Consider the following 18,261-nt stretch of genomic DNA (forward strand, 5'->3'; position numbering starts at 1 on the left):
TGACCGGCCAGGTGCATGGCGACCAGCGACGAGGAGCAGGCGGTGTCGACGGTGACGGCCGGGCCCTCGAGACCGAACGTGTAGGCGATCCGGCCCGACGCGACGCTCATGGAGGTCCCGGTCAGCAGGTAACCGCCGAGCTGCTCCGGCGCTTCGTGCAGCTGCGGCCCGTAACCGGAGGGCATGCAGCCGGCGAACACACCGGTGCGGCTGCCCCGCAACGACGCCGGATCGATGCCGGCCCGTTCGAGCGCCTCCCACGAGGTCTCCAGCAGCAGCCGCTGCTGCGGGTCGATGGCGAGGGCCTCCCGCGGGCTGATCCCGAAGAACTCCGCGTCGAAGCGGTCCGCGTCGTGCAGGAAGCCGCCCCGCTGGACGTAGGTCTTGCCGTGTGCCTGCGGGTCCGGGTCGTGGATGTCGCCCCAACCGCGGCCGGTGGGGAAGTCGCCGATCGCGTCCCCGCCGGCCGTGACGAGCTCCCAGAGCGCCTCCGGTGACGCCGCGCCGCCCGGGAACCGGCAGGCCATTCCCACGACGACGATCGGGTCGCTGCCGTCGCCCGCGCCGCGGGCGTGGTGGTCGGCCGCGGTGCCGCTCTCGCCCAGCGCGCGCGCCCGCAGGTGGCGCACCAGTGCCGCCGGCGTCGGGTTGTCGTAGAGCAGACTGCTGGGCAGCCGCAGTCCGGTGATCCTCGCCAGCCGGTCGCGCAGCTCGACCGCTGCGGCCGACTCGAAGCCGAGGTCCTTGAACGCCCGGCCGAGGTCGACCTCCTCCGGCGCGGCGTGGCCGAGCACGACGGCCACGGTGCGCCGGACCAGCTCCCGCAGTCGCCGGTCCCGGTCGGCCTTCGGCATGACCCGGATCCGGTCCGCCCACCCGTCGGCCACCGGCTCCGGCACGCCGACCGGGAGCGCCGGGCCGACCGCGGCCGGTGCCGACACCGAAGGCCAGTAGTCGCGGCGCTGGAACGCATACGTCGGCAGCGGCACCCGGGCTCCCGGGCGCCCGGCGAAGAACGCACGCCAGTCGACGCCGACCCCGCGGGTGTACGCCTGCGCCAACCCGTCCAGCATCCGCTGCCAGGCGCCGTGGTTGCGGCGCAGCGAGCTCACCACCAGCGGCTCGGCGTCGTCTTCGGCATCGCCCGCCAGACCGCCGACGGTTTCCTGCACGCCCGCCACCAGCACCGGGTGCGGGCTGCACTCGACGAACACCCGGTGCCCCGCCGCGGCGAGCGATCGGACCGCCGCCTCCAGCCGGACCGGCTGGCGCAGGTTGTCGTACCAGTAGCCCGCGTCGAGCCGGGCGGTGTCGAGCATCCCGCCGGTCACCGTCGAACAGAACGCGATGGGCGCCGACATCGGCGTCACGTCGGCGAGGTCGCGCAGCAGCCGCTCCCGGACCGCCTCGACGTGCGGCGAGTGCGAGGCGTAGTCGACCGGCACGCGGCGGGCCCGGATGTTCTCGGCCTGGCAGGCGTCCACCAGGGCGTCCACGGCCGCGCTGTCGCCGGCGACGACGGTGGCGGACGGCCCGTTCTCCGCGGCGACGGTGAGGCGGTCGCCCCACGGTGCGATTCGGGCCGTGACGTCGGCCGCGGACAGGGGGATCGACGCCATACCACCACTGCCGGCGATCGTGGCCAGGGCGCGGGCGCGCAGCGCGACCACTTTCGCCGCGTCGGACAGCGACAGCGCCCCGGCGATGTGCGCGGCGGCGATCTCGCCCTGCGAGTGGCCGACGACGGCGCTGGGCACGACCCCGAACGACTCCCACAGCCGGGCGATCGAGACCATCATCGCGAACAGCACCGGCTGGACCACGTCGACCCGCGTCAGCGGCGGCGCGTCCGGGCTGCCGCGCAGCACCTCCGCCAGCCGCCAGTCCACGTGCGGTTCCAGGGCGGCGGCGCACGCCGCGATCTGCTCACGGAACACCGCGGAGGTGTCGAGCAGTTCCCGGGCCATCAGCGGCCACTGCGAGCCCTGCCCGGGGAAGACGAAGGCGACCTCGCCCGGGCCGGTGGCCCCCTCCACGAGACCTTCGGCGTCCTCGCCGGCCGCCAGCGCGTCCAGCCGTTGGGCGAGACCCGGCAGGTCCTCGGCGACCAGGACGGCACGATGGGCGAAGGTGCTGCGCGAGGTGACCAGCTCCCGGCCCACGTCGCCGGGGGCGAGGTCCGGGTAGCGGTCGGCCCAGGAGCGCAACCGGCCGGCCTGGGCCCGCAGGGCGGCACCGGTCTGCCCGGAAAGGACCCATGGCGTCAGCGCGGTGGCGATCCGGGGCGAGGAGGGCTCGGCGGCGGGCGTCTCGGTGCGGGGTGCCTCGGCGAGGACCAGATGGCAGTTGGTGCCGCCCATGCCGAACGCGCTGACCCCGGCGACCAGCCGCTGCCCGGGGTGCGGCCACGGCCCGTGCCCGAGCCGGACCGACAGGCCCGCCTCGTCGAGCCGGGCCTCCGGGTTGGCGGTGCGGAAGTGCAGGCTCGGCGGCAACTCCCGGTGCCGGATGCTCAGCGCCACCTTCAGCAGGCCGGTGATGCCGGCGGCGCCCTCCAGGTGGCCGACGTTGGTCTTCGCCGAGCCGACGATCAGCGGGTCGCGGGCCGGTCGGGCCGCGCCGAGCGCGTCGCCGAGGGCGCCGGCCTCGATCGGGTCGCCGACGCGGGTGCCGGTGCCGTGCAGCTCGACGTACTGCACGTCGGCGGGGTCGAGCCCGGAGCGGGCAACGGCGGCCGAGATGACGTGTGCCTGGGCCTTGCGGCTGGGGACGGTCAGCCCGTCGGTTCCGCCGTCGCTGTTCATCGCTCCGCCGAGCAGCACGCAGACGACGTGGTTGCCGTCGGCCAGCGCGGCGGCCAGCGGCTTGAGCACGACGACGGCGCCGCCCTCGCCCCGGACGAAGCCGTTGGCCCGGGCATCGAAGGTGTGGCAGCGCCCGTCCGGTGAGAGTCCGCCGAACGCCGCGGCCCGCAGCGTGCTGTCCGGCGTCAGGATCAGGCTGACGCCGCCGGCCAGCGCCATCGTGGACTCGCCGCGGCGCAGGCTCGCCGCGGCCAGCTGGACGGCTACCAGCGACGAGGCCTGGGCGGCGTCGACCGTCATGCTGGGACCGTGCAGGCCGAGCGTGTAGGACACCCGGTTGGCGATGATGGCCCGGTTCACGCCGGTCATGGCATAGGGGGAGGCACCGTCGGGGCCCGGTGCCGTCGTCAGTGTCGCGTAGTCGTCCCAGGTGGCGCCCACGAAAACACCGGTGGCGCTGTCCCGCAGGTCGCCGGCGACGATCGCGGCGTCCTCCAGCGCCTCCCAGGCCAGCTCCAGCATCAGCCGCTGCTGCGGGTCCATCGCGAGCGCCTCGCGCGGTGAGACGCCGAAGAAGCCCGCGTCGAATCCGCCGACGTCCGTCAGGTAGCCGCCACGACGTGCCCCGGGCTCCGCGGTGGCGAGCCGTTCGACGGGCCAGCGGTCCGTGGGTGCGTCGGTCACGGCGTCGCCGCCGGCGGCCAGCAGACGCCAGAACGCATCCGGGTCGGGGGCCTGTGGCAACCGGCAGGCCATGCCGATCACCGCGATCGGCTCGTCGGTCGGCTGCCGGTGCGCATCGGTCATCGTGTCGGCCCCTTACGCTTGCACGGTGGCCGTCGCTGTGTCCCGCGCCGGCCCTCACCAGGGTCGCCGTCCGGGCTTGACCGGGCCTTGCCGCCGCCTAAAGCGGTGCCGGACCAAGAGCAAGAGCAAGATCAAGAACAGGATTCACGGGTACGCGGACGCGCCGTGCCGTCGAACATGGACAGTGCCTGGCCGCGCAGCCCGATCAGTCGTGCCCGGCGTCTCGGCGGTGCCACCAGTCAGCGGGACCGTCCGCACCGTGCCCGCCGACCGCTCAAGCCGCGCTGACCTCGCTGCCGTCGGGGAAGCGCTCCGCGGCGCCGTCGTCGATGAGGCCGGTGGGCAGGTCGGCGCGTCGGCTCACCTGAAGTTTCCGGTAGGCCCTGGTCAGGTGCTGCTCGACGGTGCTGACCGTGACGTAGAGCTTGGTGGCGATCGCCCGGTTCGTGTGCCCGAGCGCCGCGAGCGCGGCCACCCGCCGCTCGGCGTCGGTGAGCCCGTCGAGGGCGACGGCCGCGGCGAGGTCCGGGCGGGACCCGCCGGCCGCATCCGGCGCCGAGGGCTCCTCCGGATCGTCGGTGCCGATGATCGGTCGGATCCGGTCCAGCAGCGGCCCGGCGTCGCTGCGCCGGGCCAGGCGGCGGGCCGTCTGCCAGGTCGCCCGCGCCGCGTCGACGTCGCCGGCCCGGTGCAGGGCTTCACCCAGGTCCGCCATGGCGTAGGCCGTCGACAGCTCGTCGTCGCTGGCCCGCAGCAGCATCACCGCCTCCTGCAGCAGCGTGAGCCGCTCGGCGGGATCACTGGCCATGGCCAGCACCCACAGCGCGGACCCGCGCTCCCGCACGTTGTGCTGCGGCAGGCGGCTCAGCTGGTCACGGGCCAGCTCCCGACCGTGCTGAGCGCGGCCGAGGGCGATGTGCGCCCTGGCCAGCTCGGTGCGCCAGGGCACGAGCTCCGGCAGGTCGAGGTCCCACGCGACCATCATCCGCCCGCAGGCCTGGAAGTCGATGAGCGCGGCCCGCACGCAGTTGGTCCGCAGGTAATAGGTGCCCCGCGCGTGCAGGTACTTGAGGCTGAACGGGGTGTCGAACATGGCCGCGGGAACGGGGACGGACAGCCACTCCTCGGCCGCGTCGTAGGCGCCGGAGATGGTGGTGGCCATGACCAGGTCGGACAGCGGCGCGCCGACGGCCACCCCCCAGCCCTTCGCCGGAATCAGGTCCAGGGCGCGCCGGGCGTGCTCCTCGGTCGCCGCGAGGTCGCCGCGGCGCAGGTTGCCTTCGGCGAGGATCGCGGACACCAGCGCGTGTGTGGTCGGCGTCCGGCGGCCGGCAGCGCGGTGCAGCACGGGGTAGTGCGAGGTGCCCGTGGCACCGATCCGGTCCGCGAAGATCGTCGCCAGCAGCGCGATCGCGATCGGTCCGAGCGCCTCATGATCGACCCGGGTGTTGTGCACGACCTGTTCGGCGGCGGCCACCGCGTCGCCGTGCGGACTCCGGGCGGCCAGCGCCGTCAGCTCCGCCGCCGCCTGCAACGGCCGGCACGGCGGCGGCATCAGCCCGCGGGCGGCGAGGCTCTCCCACGGCCCGCGGACCCGGTCCAGGTGGCCGGGGAAGAGGTAGGCGAGCAGCAGGAGCGGCACGCTCAGGCTGGCGGCGAACTCCGGCTCCATCTGTTCGGCCGCGCTGATCATGAGGATCACGTCCACCGCGTCGTCGATGAGGCCGTGCCAGAGCAGGTGCGCCGCCGAAGCGACCGCGTGCCGGCGCACCAGCAGGCCGGCCCGCACGGCCGCGACCAGCTCCGGTAACCGGCGGGCGGCGTCGGCGGGGTTGGTCTGCCACTCGATCCGGGTCAGCGCCGAGGTGGCCTCGGCCCGCTGGCGATCGTCGACACTGGCCGTGCAGGCGGAGTCCAGAAAGCTGATGGCGTCTTCGATCCGGCCTTCGGCCAGGGCCTGATCGGCGGCCTCGTGCAGGGTGGGCGCCGCCCATGCCTCGTCGACCCGGTCTGCGTCGACGAGATGGCGGGCCACGACGATAGCGGGCTCGCCGGCCGCGTGGCTGGCGCTCGCCAGCCGCCGGTGCAGGTCCATCCTCTCGTCGGGGAGCATGCCCGCAAGTACGGCGGTGCGGATCCGCGGATCCCGGAAGGTGCCGTCGGCGAGCAGGCCGACCCGGCGCAGCGTCAACAGCGCGCACCGGACCATCTCCTCATTGATGTTCAGCAGGCGGGCCAGCACCGGGGGCTCGGTCGGTTGCCCGGCCACGGCGAGGGCCCGGGCCACCGGCAGGGCCGGCGGCTCGCTGCGGTAGAGGCAGGTGCGCACGGCCTCGATGAACTTCTCGCCGACCACCGTGCGGGCGCCTTCCGCGCCGTGGTCGATGCGCCGCAGCGAGTCGTCCGCCAGCGCGGTGGCCAGTCTCGGGTTGCCACCGGTGATGGCGTGGTACTGCGCGGCCAGGCCGCGGTCGGCGGGCTGCGGGAGCTGTGCCAGCACCTGGCCGATGCCCTGACGGGTCAGCGGGCGCAGTGACAGCGGGACGGAGGACGAACTGTGCAGCAGCTCCGCGTACTGCATGGGATGGACCGGCGCGAGCTGCGGTATCGCCGCCAGGACGACGAGTATCCGCGCGGTGTGAATCCGGCGCATCAGGTAGGACAGGCATTGCAGGGACGACGGGTCGGCGTGATGCACGTCATCCACGTAGAGCAGCAGTGGCTGGTCAGCGGCCCGGCTCAGCAGCGCCATGCACAGCGCGTGCAGTTTCCGGGCCGGTGTCGCGTCGCGGGCCTGCTCCGTATCGGTGCTGTCCCAGCGGGCGGACATGGCCTCTTCGAGAAGTCCCGCGACCGGCGAGTCGCTCTCGGCCAGCAGCCCGGCGCTGTGGGCCAGCTGCCCGATCACGCCCAGCGGCAGCGACTGCTCGGCATGCGAGGCCACGGCCGTGACCACCTTGGCGCCGGCCTCCCATGCGAGCTGGGCGAGACGGTTCAGCAGGACGGTCTTGCCGCTGCCGGAGGCGCCGGTGAGCATGACGGCCCGGCCCTGTCCCCGGACGGATGCGGACAACAGATCCTTCAGTACGTTTAAGTGCTCATCCCTCTCGACCAGCGCCCCCGTGGAATGATTCATTGTTGCCTCCCCCGTAGCCAAACCCAGAACATCGGCCGTACCGTGGCAAAGCCCGCGATCCCCGGGGGCATCGCCCGAGGGCCGGGCTGAGTCGAGTCGGTGGTGCTCTGGTTCGTGGGACGACGTCATACGCATGGGTTATCGCCCGTTGATCCGCCTGGGTCAATATATACAGCGACCATATTGATGGCAAGGAATAGTCGTGAACATCGCGGCACGCTGCGCGACACGCCGGGCCGCGGCGCGTGATTCGGCGGCCACGGTCCCCGGGTTTGGGCGGCTCACCTGCTGTGACGATACGTCTGGGTCACGTCTGCGGCGGCCGGGATGCCACGCCGGCAGTAATCGACACCGAACGACGCGCGCGCGGATGACCGGCCCCGGCCCGCAGCGGCCGGTGAGGAAGGCCCTCGGGACGCCGGACCGGGAATGCGGCGCCTGGCCGCGCACCGTGCCGGCCCGATGATCAGGCTGGATAATTCTGCCGATGTTTAGGGGTAATGCCAATGTCGGTGTGAATGTGCAGGTGATGTGCGGAATCCACCCTCGGATTTCAGTATAAAGTAGCTCGGCGGATGCGGCCGCTTTCCATCATCTGGGAAAGATTACGTTACGATTCGTATACACAGGGGTGTCCATATCGGGCCGCTTGCGGGATTCGCGCCCGGGTTCGACGCCGATCTGGTCGGGGTATGCGCCCGTTGAAGTTGCCTGCGTGGACTTGGTGCGAGGCGGCTGCCGGCAGTGTCGTGCTCGCTCGTCGCGCACCTGCCTCCTCCACGATGGACACACAGGTTCGGCCTCACCCCGAGGAGGCTAGGGCAAGGGGGTGGACGGTCCAACCCGTATCCAGCCCCCTATTGACCCCTACCGGTCCGGTCCGGACGTTCCCAGGGTGGCTTAGGGGCTGAGGAGGCCTCCGGGCACCCCTACCGTCGGATGAGACGGCAATCACTCCCGGTTGCCGGCCGACGGAGGTGTGACCGTGACCGACAACGTCCTCATACTGCTCACGGGCGGTCCGCAGGATCTGACGCCCGATCAGCGCACGCTCCAGCTCACCGGCGACCCGGAGAAGGTCAAGCTCGAATACTGCGGTGGACACGAACACTTCGAGCGCACCAGCGAGCGCACCACCGACGGTCTCGCCGTCTTCCGCTGGACCACCCGCACCCGGATCGCCGAATAGGGCCGGCACCTTCAGCGTCGCCGGACATCTGACGCGGCCTGAGCGCCGTCAGGCGTCCCGGATCATCCGGTAGGACCGCTGCAGATGCACGATCCAGACGGTGACCAACTCGCGGGCCACGTCGAGCGTTCCCTGCGGCCGGTCTTCCGGGCGCCAGCTGCTGATCACCACCATGCCGAGAAGTCTGTCGGCCGTTCGGTGCGGAACGGGTGTCCGCGGCGCAGCAATCGGGTGTTGCGATCCGCCGTCAGATCGTGGCGGGCTGCGCGCCGGGCTGGTCGGTGATGTAGCCGACCTGGGGAGTGTCCTGGTCGCGGCACGCGGCGGGCAGGACCGCCTCGGAGGCGGTGCCGCCGGCGAGGCCCACGCGGAACGTGCCGGGAGCACCGGTGCAGGACGTCGCGGTGTACGTGATGTGGGTGCTGTCCGGTGCCCAGGCGGGTGCGGTTGCGGTGCGGTCGCTGACCTGGTGCTTGCCGGCCCCGTTGGCGCGCATGACCCAGACGGTGTTGTTGTGCGTGTACGTGATGCGCTTGCCGTCGGGGGACAGCGCCGGCTCCGCGTTGACCTCGTCCTCGGTGAGGCGGGTCTCGTGACCGGCGGTGCTGGCGTAGATGACCCCGGCGCGGGCGTAGACCTCGGTGCCGGTGTGCGCCGCGTGCGCGGCGGTCGCGCCGATCAGGCTGCTGAGCCCGGCAGCGGCGGCGAACCCGGCGAGTGCGAGCGTCGTCGTGATCGTGCTGCGGTTCATCCGTGCCCCCTGCGGTCCGTCGCGTCCGTGTGACGCCCAGACCGTCGGCGCAACCGCGCTGCACCTGAACGGTTCCTCGCACGAAACCTCAGCTCCCCGACCGGCCCGCGGAAAAGGCCACCTCAGGTGGTGGGGCGGTATCCGCGGTGACGACAGCGAAGCGCGTCGTGCCTGCTGCAGGACCTACCGTTTGGTTGACGGCAGCGCGCCGAGGTCAATGACGAGCAGGCCCGCGTCCAGGAGCACGGCAAGCCCGGTGGCGGTGGACGTGCAATCCGTGGCCGCGTGATACACGGGGATGACCGCAAGTATCCGGCCTGACTCCACGTCCCAGATGCGCACGGTCCGGTCGTCGCCGGCGGTGGCCAGCACCGTGCGTCCCTCGATGCGGAGGGCACACATGGCCTTGACGGTGCCGGCATGGCCGGAGAACCGTCGCAGTTCGGCACCAGTGACCGGATCCCACAGCCGCACCGCCGTTCTGCTGCCCGGACCTGCGAAGACATTCTCGCTGCTGATGGCCAGCAGCGTTCGCCCGTTGGCCGGCACCGGGCACATTGCGTAGACCAGGCCTGTGTTGCCGGTGAGGTGGCGCACCCGAGGACTGCCCGCCACATCCCAGATGTGCACTGTCCCGATCTCCCCGGCTGTGACCACGAAGGTGCTGTCCCCAGCCGGCATCGCGCACATTGCCTCCAGGTGGCCGGGGCTGCCGGCAATCTCGTGCTGCAGCTCGCCGGTGGCCGGGTGCCACAGCCTCACGATTCCGGCGTCGGTCGCGGTGGCCAGCAAGGACTGTCCGCCGACGGTCAACGTGCACATCGTCCGTACCGGTCGGGTATGGCGGGTGAGCTGGTGCAGTTCGGTGCCGGTGGACGGATTCCAGAGCCGCACCGTCCGGTCGCTGCCGGCGGTGACCAGCAGTGCCTCGCCGTTGACCGGCACTGTGCATACGGCGTGCACGCGGCCGGTGCGATGTGCCAGCCGGCGCAGCTCCGCGCCGGTGGCGAGATCCCACAAGCGCACTGCCGGACCGGCGGTAGCCAGCGCGGCCCGCCCGTCGAATGGCACAGTGCACACCGCTTCCATCGAACCGCTCCGGTGTGCGGGCTGGCCGCGACCGGCGGCGGAATCGAGATCCCAAAGCCGAACCGCGCGGTCGCTGCCAGCGGTGGCAAGCAGGGTTTGCCCGTCGACGGCCACCGTGCACACCGCATCGACCGATCCGATGTGACGGGCGATCTGTCGGCCTTGCACACCTGCGGCAGGATCCCAGAGCTGCACCCTTCCCGCGGTGCCAGTGATCGCCAGCAAGGTCTTGCCATCGACCGGCACCGCGCAGGCAGCCTTCCTCGCCTTCACCGCCGGTGGCCGCTGGAATGGGTCGCGGGGGTGGCTGGGAGGGACGGGGTCGACGGGTCGGGGGAGTTTCTTGCCGGTGGCCGGGTCCCAGAGTTCTACCGTCCCCGTGCTGAGGACTGTGGCGACCAGGTGCCGTCCGTCGACCGGCATCACACACATGGCCTGCAACGTCGGACGTGGCGCGAACGGGTCCAACCAGACGGTGGAGAGATCTTGGAGGAAGAGGCTCCAGGCGCCGTCGGGACTGGCGGACCGGCGCAGTCGGGTGTCGGCGGCCGGGTTCCAGAATTCCACGGCGTTGTCGCCGGCAATCGCCAACTGGATTCTGCCGTTGACCAGCAACGCGCACATGGCCCTTACTCGCCACGAAGGACCATCAGACCGGCGCAGTTCCATGCCGGTGGCCGGATCGAACAGCTGGACAATTTTGCCGACCCCAGCCGTTGCAAGGAGATCGTGTCCATCGACCTGTATCGCGCACATCGCCTGCGACGCTGCGGGATTGGGAGTCAGCTGCCGAACCACGGTCCCAGTGTCCGGGTCCCAGAGCCGCACCGTCCCGTCCTTGCTGGCGGTGGCCAGGTAGGTGCGACCGTTCACCGGCACTGAGCACATTGCCTGCAACGTCCCGGGATACGGGGCCAATCGCCGAAGTTCGGTGCCGGTGGCAGGGTCCCAGAGCCGCGCCGTCCCGTCCTTGCCGGCGGTGGCCAGGAGGGCATGGTTGTCGACCGGCACCGCGCAGACCGCGTACACCGGTCCGGAGTGCCCGTGAAGCTCGCGGACTTCGGTGCGTCGGCGGGCGACGGCCCAGCGTCCTCGATACGGGGCGGCTGTCCGGGGAATCATTGCCGGGAGCTGTTCGAGGACCTGGGTGATGCTGAACATCGCGGCGCGTTCGGCTGGGCCGGCGCTCACCGCGGGCAACGTGAGGTGCAGCAGTCTGGCTCGTTGCCGGCCGTGTTCGGTGGTGGCGCGGTTCGCCGGCCGCAGCAGCCGCAACAGGTCAGCGTGCAGGAGGTAGTCGTCGTCGGCGAGCAGATCGTCGATGCGACCGGCCCGGTCGGCGTGGCCAGCCAGTGAGCGAAGGAGGTACGTGTCGACATCGGCCCAGTCCGTGCTGGCACCGAGCCGGCGGAATGCAGTGGTGATCTGCAGTTCATCCAGTTGCATGCCGCCAGGCCCGCGGCCGCGCAACAGCGCGTCGTTCAGGGCCTGGTGGAACAGCCTGAAGACAGAAGCGTCCCGGTTGCCGCTGGTCTCGATCAGGAACGCGGCGGCGGCCGTGCGGGCGAAGCGGTCAAGTTGGACGGCGCCGACGCCGCAGCCGAGGGCGACGGTGGCGGTGTGCCACAGTTCGCTGGACCAGCCGGGTGCTTCTGCGTAGGCGAGCGCGGTCAGCAGTTCGCGGGCGGCGACGCCGTCGACGGCCGGGAGCCGCTCCAGGTAGGCGTGCAGCGTGGCGTCGACGGTCGCGGTCAGCGTCAGTGTCGAGGGATGGGCCGCGACGTCGTCGTACAGGCCGCGACGCCGCGCCTCGAGACCGGCGATGAGGAAGTTCGGCTCGGCGAGCAGGGCGATGCGCCGCGCGACGGGTGTTGCCGTCGTCGCGTCCATGTATGGGTTGCCGGGCCGCTCCGCTCCGAGGAGCCGCAACGATGCGAGGGTGTACGTCTCCAGGTCGACCAGGTCGAAGTAGGCGGGGTCGTCCAGGTCGATTTCGACCGCGGCCCCGGCGAGCGCGCTCAGTAGCTCCCCGGCCGCGTCGCCCCGCCGGCTGCCGCACACGACCTGCACTCCGGCGTCACCGCATGCCTGCACGAGGGGAAGCACCACTCTGGCCAGGACCAGCCGTGCGTCGGCGGGGCTGCTCGCCTCGTCGATCGCATCGATCACGATGTTCAGCCGGTGGCCAGGCTCTGCCGCCAGACGTTCCTGGACGGCGGACAGCAGGTCCTCGATCCGCTCCGGCAGGGCGACGCCCACCGCGCGGGCGATCTCGGCTGCGACGTCGAGGGCGGTCTTGCCCTTGACGTGGACCGCGCAGCCGACGGAGCCGACCGATGCCCGCACCGCCGTGTCACCGGACGGGAGCTGCGCCCGCAGCGCCGGGTCTGCGGTCGTCACGACCCGCCCGAGCACCGCTGACTTGCCCACGCCCGGCGAACCGGTGACCACCAGCACCCGCCGGTCTGTCGCGTCGCGGTCGAGCCAGGCGACGATCTGCCGGAGCGCCGCGCGACGGCCGGTGAACCGGAAGCCGGGATCGTGGTCGGTCATCACCCCACGCCCGCGGGGTCGCCAGTGTTGGCCTGCTTCGGGGTCGGTGTCCAGCCGCCATCCCCATGCTGCCATCGCGGCATGGCCGGCGTCGGGTGGCGACCAGCCGGACAGCACCCGGAGTTTGGCGTCGGGCAGGAATACGTCGGCCTGGGCCAGGGTCAGCGCCTGAGCGTCACCCTCCTGCTGGGCGCTGACCAGCGCCCGCCCGACGATCCCGGCGACCGCCTGGTAGTCGGGCAGCCACAGCCCGCCGCCGGAGAAGCCGCGCTCCACCGGAAACCGCGATCCGGTGTCCAACCGGACCCAGCCGTTGGCCAGCGGCGCACCGACGGTCCCGTCCGCCTCGTTGCCGTGGCGGTTGCCGCCCGGGAAGCCGAAAGCCCACCACCGGCGCCCGACCAGCGCTCCCGGCTCCAGCAGCCGTAACCGCGGCGGCTGCGCACCCGGTGGTGCGTCCTCGGCCAGGTGCAGCAGCGCCACGTCGGCGACCTGCCAGTCGTCCACGTCGAGCTCGACCTGGCGAACCTCCCATCGGCGCTTCCACGCCGCCGGAACGTTGGGGAAGGACACGAACAGCGGGGACGTCTGCTTTCCGCTGTTGTCGAGGACGACGTGGGCGCACGTCAAGGCCAGTCGCGGCCCGATGGCCAGCGCCGTCCCTATGGGTGCGAACCCTGTCGGCTGATCGTGGACGCCCAACGTCCACGTGGCCGCCGTCGGTCGCGCTGGTGCGTTCACGTGCCGGGCACCTCGTCCGGCTGGTCGGTATCAGCTCCGCTCGTGGCGGCGTGGGTCCACTTCAACGTCACTTCGAAGCTGCCCTCGCTGGCCGCCGACGCGACCAGCCAGTCGGCCTTTCCGCTGACCTTCAGGCCGAACTTGACCTCGACCTCCTGCGGCCCGTGCGCTCGGACCTGCTGCAGGACCTCCGTCGCCGCTCGCAACGCCTGCCGCGTCGCGTCGCGGACCATTCCGACCGCTCGGTCCGGACCCGCCGCGTCCTCGAACCCCGGCACGGGTTGGATCTCGAAGAGTGCTTGCGAACCGTCCTCCAGTTCGTACCGCACCACTCTTCGCGGCCCGATCACGCTCGCCATCGCACTCCTCTTCAAATCAACGGTCAACTGAACCTGTGCTCCACCACGTTGGTGATCGACTGGCCGCTGACGAGATCAGTGACCGAGGGAATCCGCGCGTCGACCAGCTCGCCGCGCACCGTCGGGACGATCTCGGCGGCCAGGCGGATGAATTCCTCGATCGCAGCGATCGGTCCCGGGCCGAGCGTGGCGGCAGTGGTGCCGCGGCCGAAGTCGGCGCGTCGTAGGCCGGACCGCTCCCGCAGGTCCTTCACGACGCTGCCGCCCCGGCCGATCAGCGCGCCGACGTCGCCGGGTGAGGCAAGGTGCAGCAGGCCGGTGGCGGTGGTGGCTTTTGCGAGGACGGCGGCGACGACGTCGCGTACGGCGTCTGCCGTGCCGATCGCGACCAGTTCGCCTGAGTCGTTGTCCAGGTCGCAGCCGAGGAGGCCGGCTGTCGCTCGCAGCGCGTTGAGGTTCTGCCCACCCTTGCCGATGACCGCACCGACCTGGTCGCGAGGAACGACTATGGCGGCGGCGGGAAGGTTGAGCACCGCCTGGAGCAGTTTCGTGCCGGTCTCGGCGGCCTCGGCCGAGCCGAATGTCGCGACGATCTCCGACCCGTCCACGTCGAGCGCGGTCGCGCCGAGGTCGGCGCGGAGCCGCGCGGACTGGCGGCGCAGCGAGGCGATGCGGAATGGTTCGGGTTGGGCGCGTACCACGACGATGGGCTCTCCGGGAGCGGTGGTCGCCGGAGCGGTGACCGGCTGCACGATCCGGTCGACGGCGCTGCCGGGACGCACGTCGCCCGGGTAGGTGCGTAGGTGGTGGCTGCGCGCCCAGAAGAGCCAGCAGTCCGCCTGCCATTCCGGCGCCGGGTCCAGCGCCGCGAGGGTCTCGGCAATGTCGCGGTCCAGCGGCCCGCGGACGTTCAGGGTCAGATCCCGGGCCGCGATTTCGGTGATCGCCTCGTCGGATTTCAGCAGTGGGTAGAACGCGGATCTGTGCCGGTCGGCCAGTTCGAGCAGTGGAGCCAGGAGCCGGCCGCCGACACCGAGCCGCGCGACATCGGTGCCGACGCGGATGGCCACCGGGTCACCGATCCGCACCGGTTCCGGGAACACGTCGGTCATCTGCATCGACGCGGTGTGCGTGATGCCCGTGTCTGGGTCGTGGACGAGGAACTCGAACTGGACGTACCCGGCGTCGTTGGGCGCCGTCACGGCGATCGCCGGGTAGAAGTACTCCTCGTGCGTGGCGGTCTGCCAGTGTGCGTGAAGCGTTTCCAGGAAGGTGATGGTGAAGCAACCGGGCTGTGTTCGGGGGATCGCGCGTCCGGTGAGACGCTGGCCCGGGGTGAGGTTGCGGAGCAGGCCGGGGATCCGCCGGTTGAGCGACATCGCCAGCTGGCGGTGCTCGAGTTGGTGTTCGGGCTTGTAGTGGGCCTCCCGGAGCACGAACCGCCCGAGGCCGTCGGCCCGGTGGAAGACACGCAACTCGCCCTGATGGTCGTGGACGAGGTCACCGACGACGACCTCGACGGCTTCACCGGCGGTTGCCCCGGGGTGGACAGCCGGAGCCCAGGCGGTGCCCGGCGGACGCCAGTCCTGGCGCAGGATCAGACAGGGCACGCCGTGGTCGAGGTCGTAGCCGACGATCTCATACCACTGTTCGTCGAGCATCTCGCCACCGACGACGACGGCGCGCGGGTGGCTGACGTCGGGCCGGCGGGAGGCACGGTTCCGCCAGGCCTCGAGTTCGTCGGTCGCGTGTGCTTCCGCGGTGTGCAGCGGGTCGAGGCAGTTCTCGGGCTCCCCGGCCAGGCACCGGTGGCAGACGTCGCACGCCCGAGTCAGCGTCTCGAGCCGCTCGACGTGCAGGAGCGCGCGGGCGTTGACGACGTCCGGGTCGGGGGTCAGCGCAACGGGCGACGGCCAGCTCGTGTCGAGTTCGGGCTGCGCGTCCGTGGCGGTGGCGTCATCCCCGGCCGCCTCCGGCTCCGGCTTCGCGGGCAGGCCGGACGGCGCGATCATGGCGAGGGCCGTGTCGACGACCGGAATGCTGTCGTCGCCGCGACCGAACCTGAGACGCAGGCGGGCGCCGGCCGGCCACACGTGCTGGAGGCTGCTGAGCACGTCGCGGGTCCCGTCCGGGCGAGCGTGGACAGCCGCCAGTTTCAGCAGTCGCATCATCTCCGCGTTGTCCGAGGTGGCCGAGTCGTCCGTGGCGAGCGCCCACTGCTCGACGGTGACGATGTTGGACAGCACGGTGTTGCCGGTGCGCCGGTCCTTGCGGCGGGCCAGGGGGATGATGTCGTTCGCTTCGGCCATGACGTTCGGGGCGAGGACGGCGATTGCAGGCTCACCCGGCGGAGGCTCCACTGCCGCGTACTCTCCTGAGCCGGTCTTTCGGTGGCGTAGCGAACCCATGGCCCGGGTGATGACACCGCGCGCCCGACCGATCAACGCGGGCTCGACGAAGCGCTTGACCTCCTCCTTCATCGCCGGTGACAGCGCCGAGAGGACTTCGCGTCGTTTCACCGCGACAGCAAGGAGCACGTCGTGGTTGATCCACCAGCGGTCCGCCCAGAGGCGGCGGGCGGGGGAGTCGACCCACGGAGGGGAGTCGGAGTCGCTGCGTTCCCAGACCGCCATGGCCTGCAGGACCAGTTCGGCGTCGTCCTGGCACGCGGACGACAACGCCCGATGGCGTTCGGCCGCTTCGTAGCGCCACTCGTCGGGCCAGCTCGGCGAATCGAGCAGGATACCTTTCGAGCCGACGATCGACTTGCTTTCCAGCAGTGCCAGGATGGTGACGACCTCGGGTACGCAGGCGAGCCGGTCGGCGTACATGATCGCGATCGCGCTTGCGGTGGAGCCCAGGCCTGGGGAGCGTGACAGTTCCTTGCCGAACGACGTCGGGTCGCCCTGCGCGTCGATCGCCCCCGACGTGCCGAGCGCTTGTGCCGCGCGTTGGAGCTCACGCACGAACACGTCACGGGCCGCGCGGGCCGACTCGTCGAGCTCGACGGTCTTCGGCTCGAACGCGGCCGGCCAGGGGAACCCGACCACGTCGTCGATGCCACCCATCTTCGCGGTCATGACGAACTGTTCGAGGCTGTCGCGGGTGGACCCGGGTGGGGTGTCCTCGGGAAGCTCGAGGAACTGTTCCTTGGAGTAGAGCGGGAACACCCACCCCGGCGATTTGCGGCCGACCCGTCCCCAGCGCTGCCGGATACCGGCGCGGCTGTGCGGAATGGTCGGGATGCCGCCCTGAGCGAGCTCCGGGTCCCAGTCCGACTGGGCGATCAGGCCGGAGTCGACGACGAAGCGGACCCCCTCGACCGTCAGGGACGTCTCCGCCAGGTTCGTCGAGACCACGATCTTGCGACGGTCACCCTTGCGACGGGCGGCGAGCGCATCCTCCTTCTCCTCGACGGGCAGGCTCGACAGCAGCGCGAACACGTCCGCGGTGTCACCCACACCGTCCTTGATGATCGCGACGGCCTCGTCGATGGACTTCGCGGTCGGCAGGAAGCCCAGAATGTCACCGTAGATGCCGGCCTCGTCGAGACCGGCAGCCAGTTCGACGACGAACCGGCCCAGCGCACCCGGCATCTGCTCCTTCCACAGATGTGCCGGGATCACCCGGCTCCAGCGCAGCGGCAGCAGACTGCGGGTCGTCTTGTGGAGGTCCTCGGCCCAGCCCACATCGTTCGCGGCTGCGTCGCTGACCTCGTCGCGTTTCAACGGCGGGGCGTGGTGGGTGAAGTGCCGCCCGACGAACGCTGCCTCGTCGTAGTCCTGGCCGAGCGGCATGTCCGCGCCGAACGTCGCCTGCCAGCGCTCGCCCTGGCCGGCCCTCTCCTCGCGGTCCAGTTCACTGAACAGCGGAAAGCCGTACCCGATGGTTTTGACCGCCGGGACGTTGACGACCTCGACCTGGCCGTGGCCGCCGAAATACTCGCGGTAGAACTCCTCGTTGAACGTCGCTGACGTGATGATCACCCGCAGGTGCGGGTACCGGTCGATCTCCCGCTTCAGGTACCCCATGATGAAGTCGATGTTCGTCGACCGCTCGTGAGCTTCGTCGACGATGACCGTCCCGATGCGGCTCAGCCTGCCCTCACGCAACCAGTTGATCATAGTGCCGTCGGTGACGTAGATGAGCTGGCAAGACTCGTCGTGGGCGCGCGAGCCGCTGACCTGGAAACCGACCGGGAACCCCGGACCGACGCCACCCGCGCCGGACATCTTGGTACCGACGAAACCGGCCACACCGGTCGTCGCCTGCACCCGCGGCTCGGTGACGACGATCGGGCCGAGATCGGCCAGGCGGATCGGGGCGTCCGCCGGCGGGTCGAGCAGCCGGTACGGCATGTAAGTGGATTTTCCGGTCCCGGTGCCGGCCTTCACGACCACGATCCGGGTCCGGGGATCGGCGAGATAGGTGAGGATCTGGCGGATGTCGCGGTCCTCCATGCCGAACCCGAACGTGCCGAGATCGACCGAGCCATCCCGCTGCTCGTGCACCCCCGGCAGCGGGCCCAGCCCACCGAACGGCCCGGTCGGGTTGTCCCGATCGGCCACCTCACCGATCGTCTCCAGATCGATGTACGGCACCGCCATGCCCTGTGTGTTGAGCCGATGCTTGCCCCGGTGCTCGGGACAGCGGTCGGACCGGCTCTGCCCACGATCGACCTTGGCGAGCGCGGCCCCCTCGTTGTAGACGAACCGCAGTTCGTCCTCACCACGCAGCCCGGCGCGGTACTCCCGCAGGCAGTCCTTGCACGCGGCGCTTCGCATCTGGGAGCTGGACGAGCCGCGGTCCCCTGGCTGTGTCATCGCAGTCCC

At 71.3% G+C, this 18,261-nt stretch carries 8 protein-coding genes; 1 reads left to right on the top strand and 7 read right to left on the bottom strand.

Features of this window, described 5'->3' with window-relative positions:
• Both ACFPIJ_RS56860 and ACFPIJ_RS56865 read right to left on the bottom strand, forming a co-directional pair.
• Positions 1 to 3,611: beta-ketoacyl synthase N-terminal-like domain-containing protein (locus tag ACFPIJ_RS56860; protein WP_380127915.1), on the bottom strand; the 3,611-nt coding region annotated here is incomplete at its 3' end.
• Positions 3,612 to 3,885: 274 nt separating this feature from the next.
• On the bottom strand, positions 3,886 to 6,882 hold the full coding sequence (locus tag ACFPIJ_RS56865) for an ATP-binding protein (RefSeq protein ID WP_380127916.1): 2,997 nt from the start codon (positions 6,880 to 6,882) through the stop codon (positions 3,886 to 3,888).
• 850 nt (positions 6,883 to 7,732) lie between these two features.
• On the opposite strand from ACFPIJ_RS56865, the gene ACFPIJ_RS56870 reads away from it, so the two are divergent.
• Positions 7,733 to 7,936, top strand: a complete 204-nt coding sequence (locus ACFPIJ_RS56870; RefSeq protein WP_380127917.1) for a DUF5988 family protein — start codon at positions 7,733 to 7,735, stop codon at positions 7,934 to 7,936.
• A gap of 48 nt (positions 7,937 to 7,984) precedes the next feature.
• Here ACFPIJ_RS56870 and ACFPIJ_RS56875 read toward each other — a convergent pair whose 3' ends face one another.
• The 5 genes from ACFPIJ_RS56875 to ACFPIJ_RS56895 all read right to left on the bottom strand — a co-directional run bounded on the left by ACFPIJ_RS56875 (position 7,985) and on the right by ACFPIJ_RS56895 (position 18,252).
• Complete coding sequence (locus ACFPIJ_RS56875; RefSeq protein ID WP_380127918.1) at positions 7,985 to 8,110, bottom strand: hypothetical protein; 126 nt, start codon at positions 8,108 to 8,110, stop codon at positions 7,985 to 7,987.
• A gap of 73 nt (positions 8,111 to 8,183) precedes the next feature.
• Positions 8,184 to 8,687 carry a TolB family protein gene (locus tag ACFPIJ_RS56880; RefSeq protein ID WP_380127919.1) on the bottom strand — a complete coding sequence of 168 codons (504 nt, stop codon included), beginning with the start codon at positions 8,685 to 8,687 and terminating at the stop codon, positions 8,184 to 8,186.
• 183 nt (positions 8,688 to 8,870) lie between these two features.
• Complete coding sequence (locus ACFPIJ_RS56885) at positions 8,871 to 13,070, bottom strand: AAA family ATPase (RefSeq protein WP_380127920.1); 4,200 nt, start codon at positions 13,068 to 13,070, stop codon at positions 8,871 to 8,873.
• Entirely contained in the window at positions 13,067 to 13,429 is a 363-nt protein-coding gene (locus ACFPIJ_RS56890) for a CU044_2847 family protein (RefSeq protein WP_380127921.1), read from the bottom strand. The genes ACFPIJ_RS56885 and ACFPIJ_RS56890 overlap by 4 nt, the downstream gene beginning before the upstream one ends.
• A gap of 23 nt (positions 13,430 to 13,452) precedes the next feature.
• On the bottom strand, positions 13,453 to 18,252 hold the full coding sequence (locus tag ACFPIJ_RS56895) for a KH domain-containing protein (RefSeq protein ID WP_380127922.1): 4,800 nt from the start codon (positions 18,250 to 18,252) through the stop codon (positions 13,453 to 13,455).
• Positions 18,253 to 18,261: the final 9 nt, after the last annotated feature.

It is taken from the genome of Dactylosporangium cerinum (genome assembly GCF_042653625.1).
Classification (GTDB): domain Bacteria; phylum Actinomycetota; class Actinomycetes; order Mycobacteriales; family Micromonosporaceae; genus Dactylosporangium; species Dactylosporangium cerinum.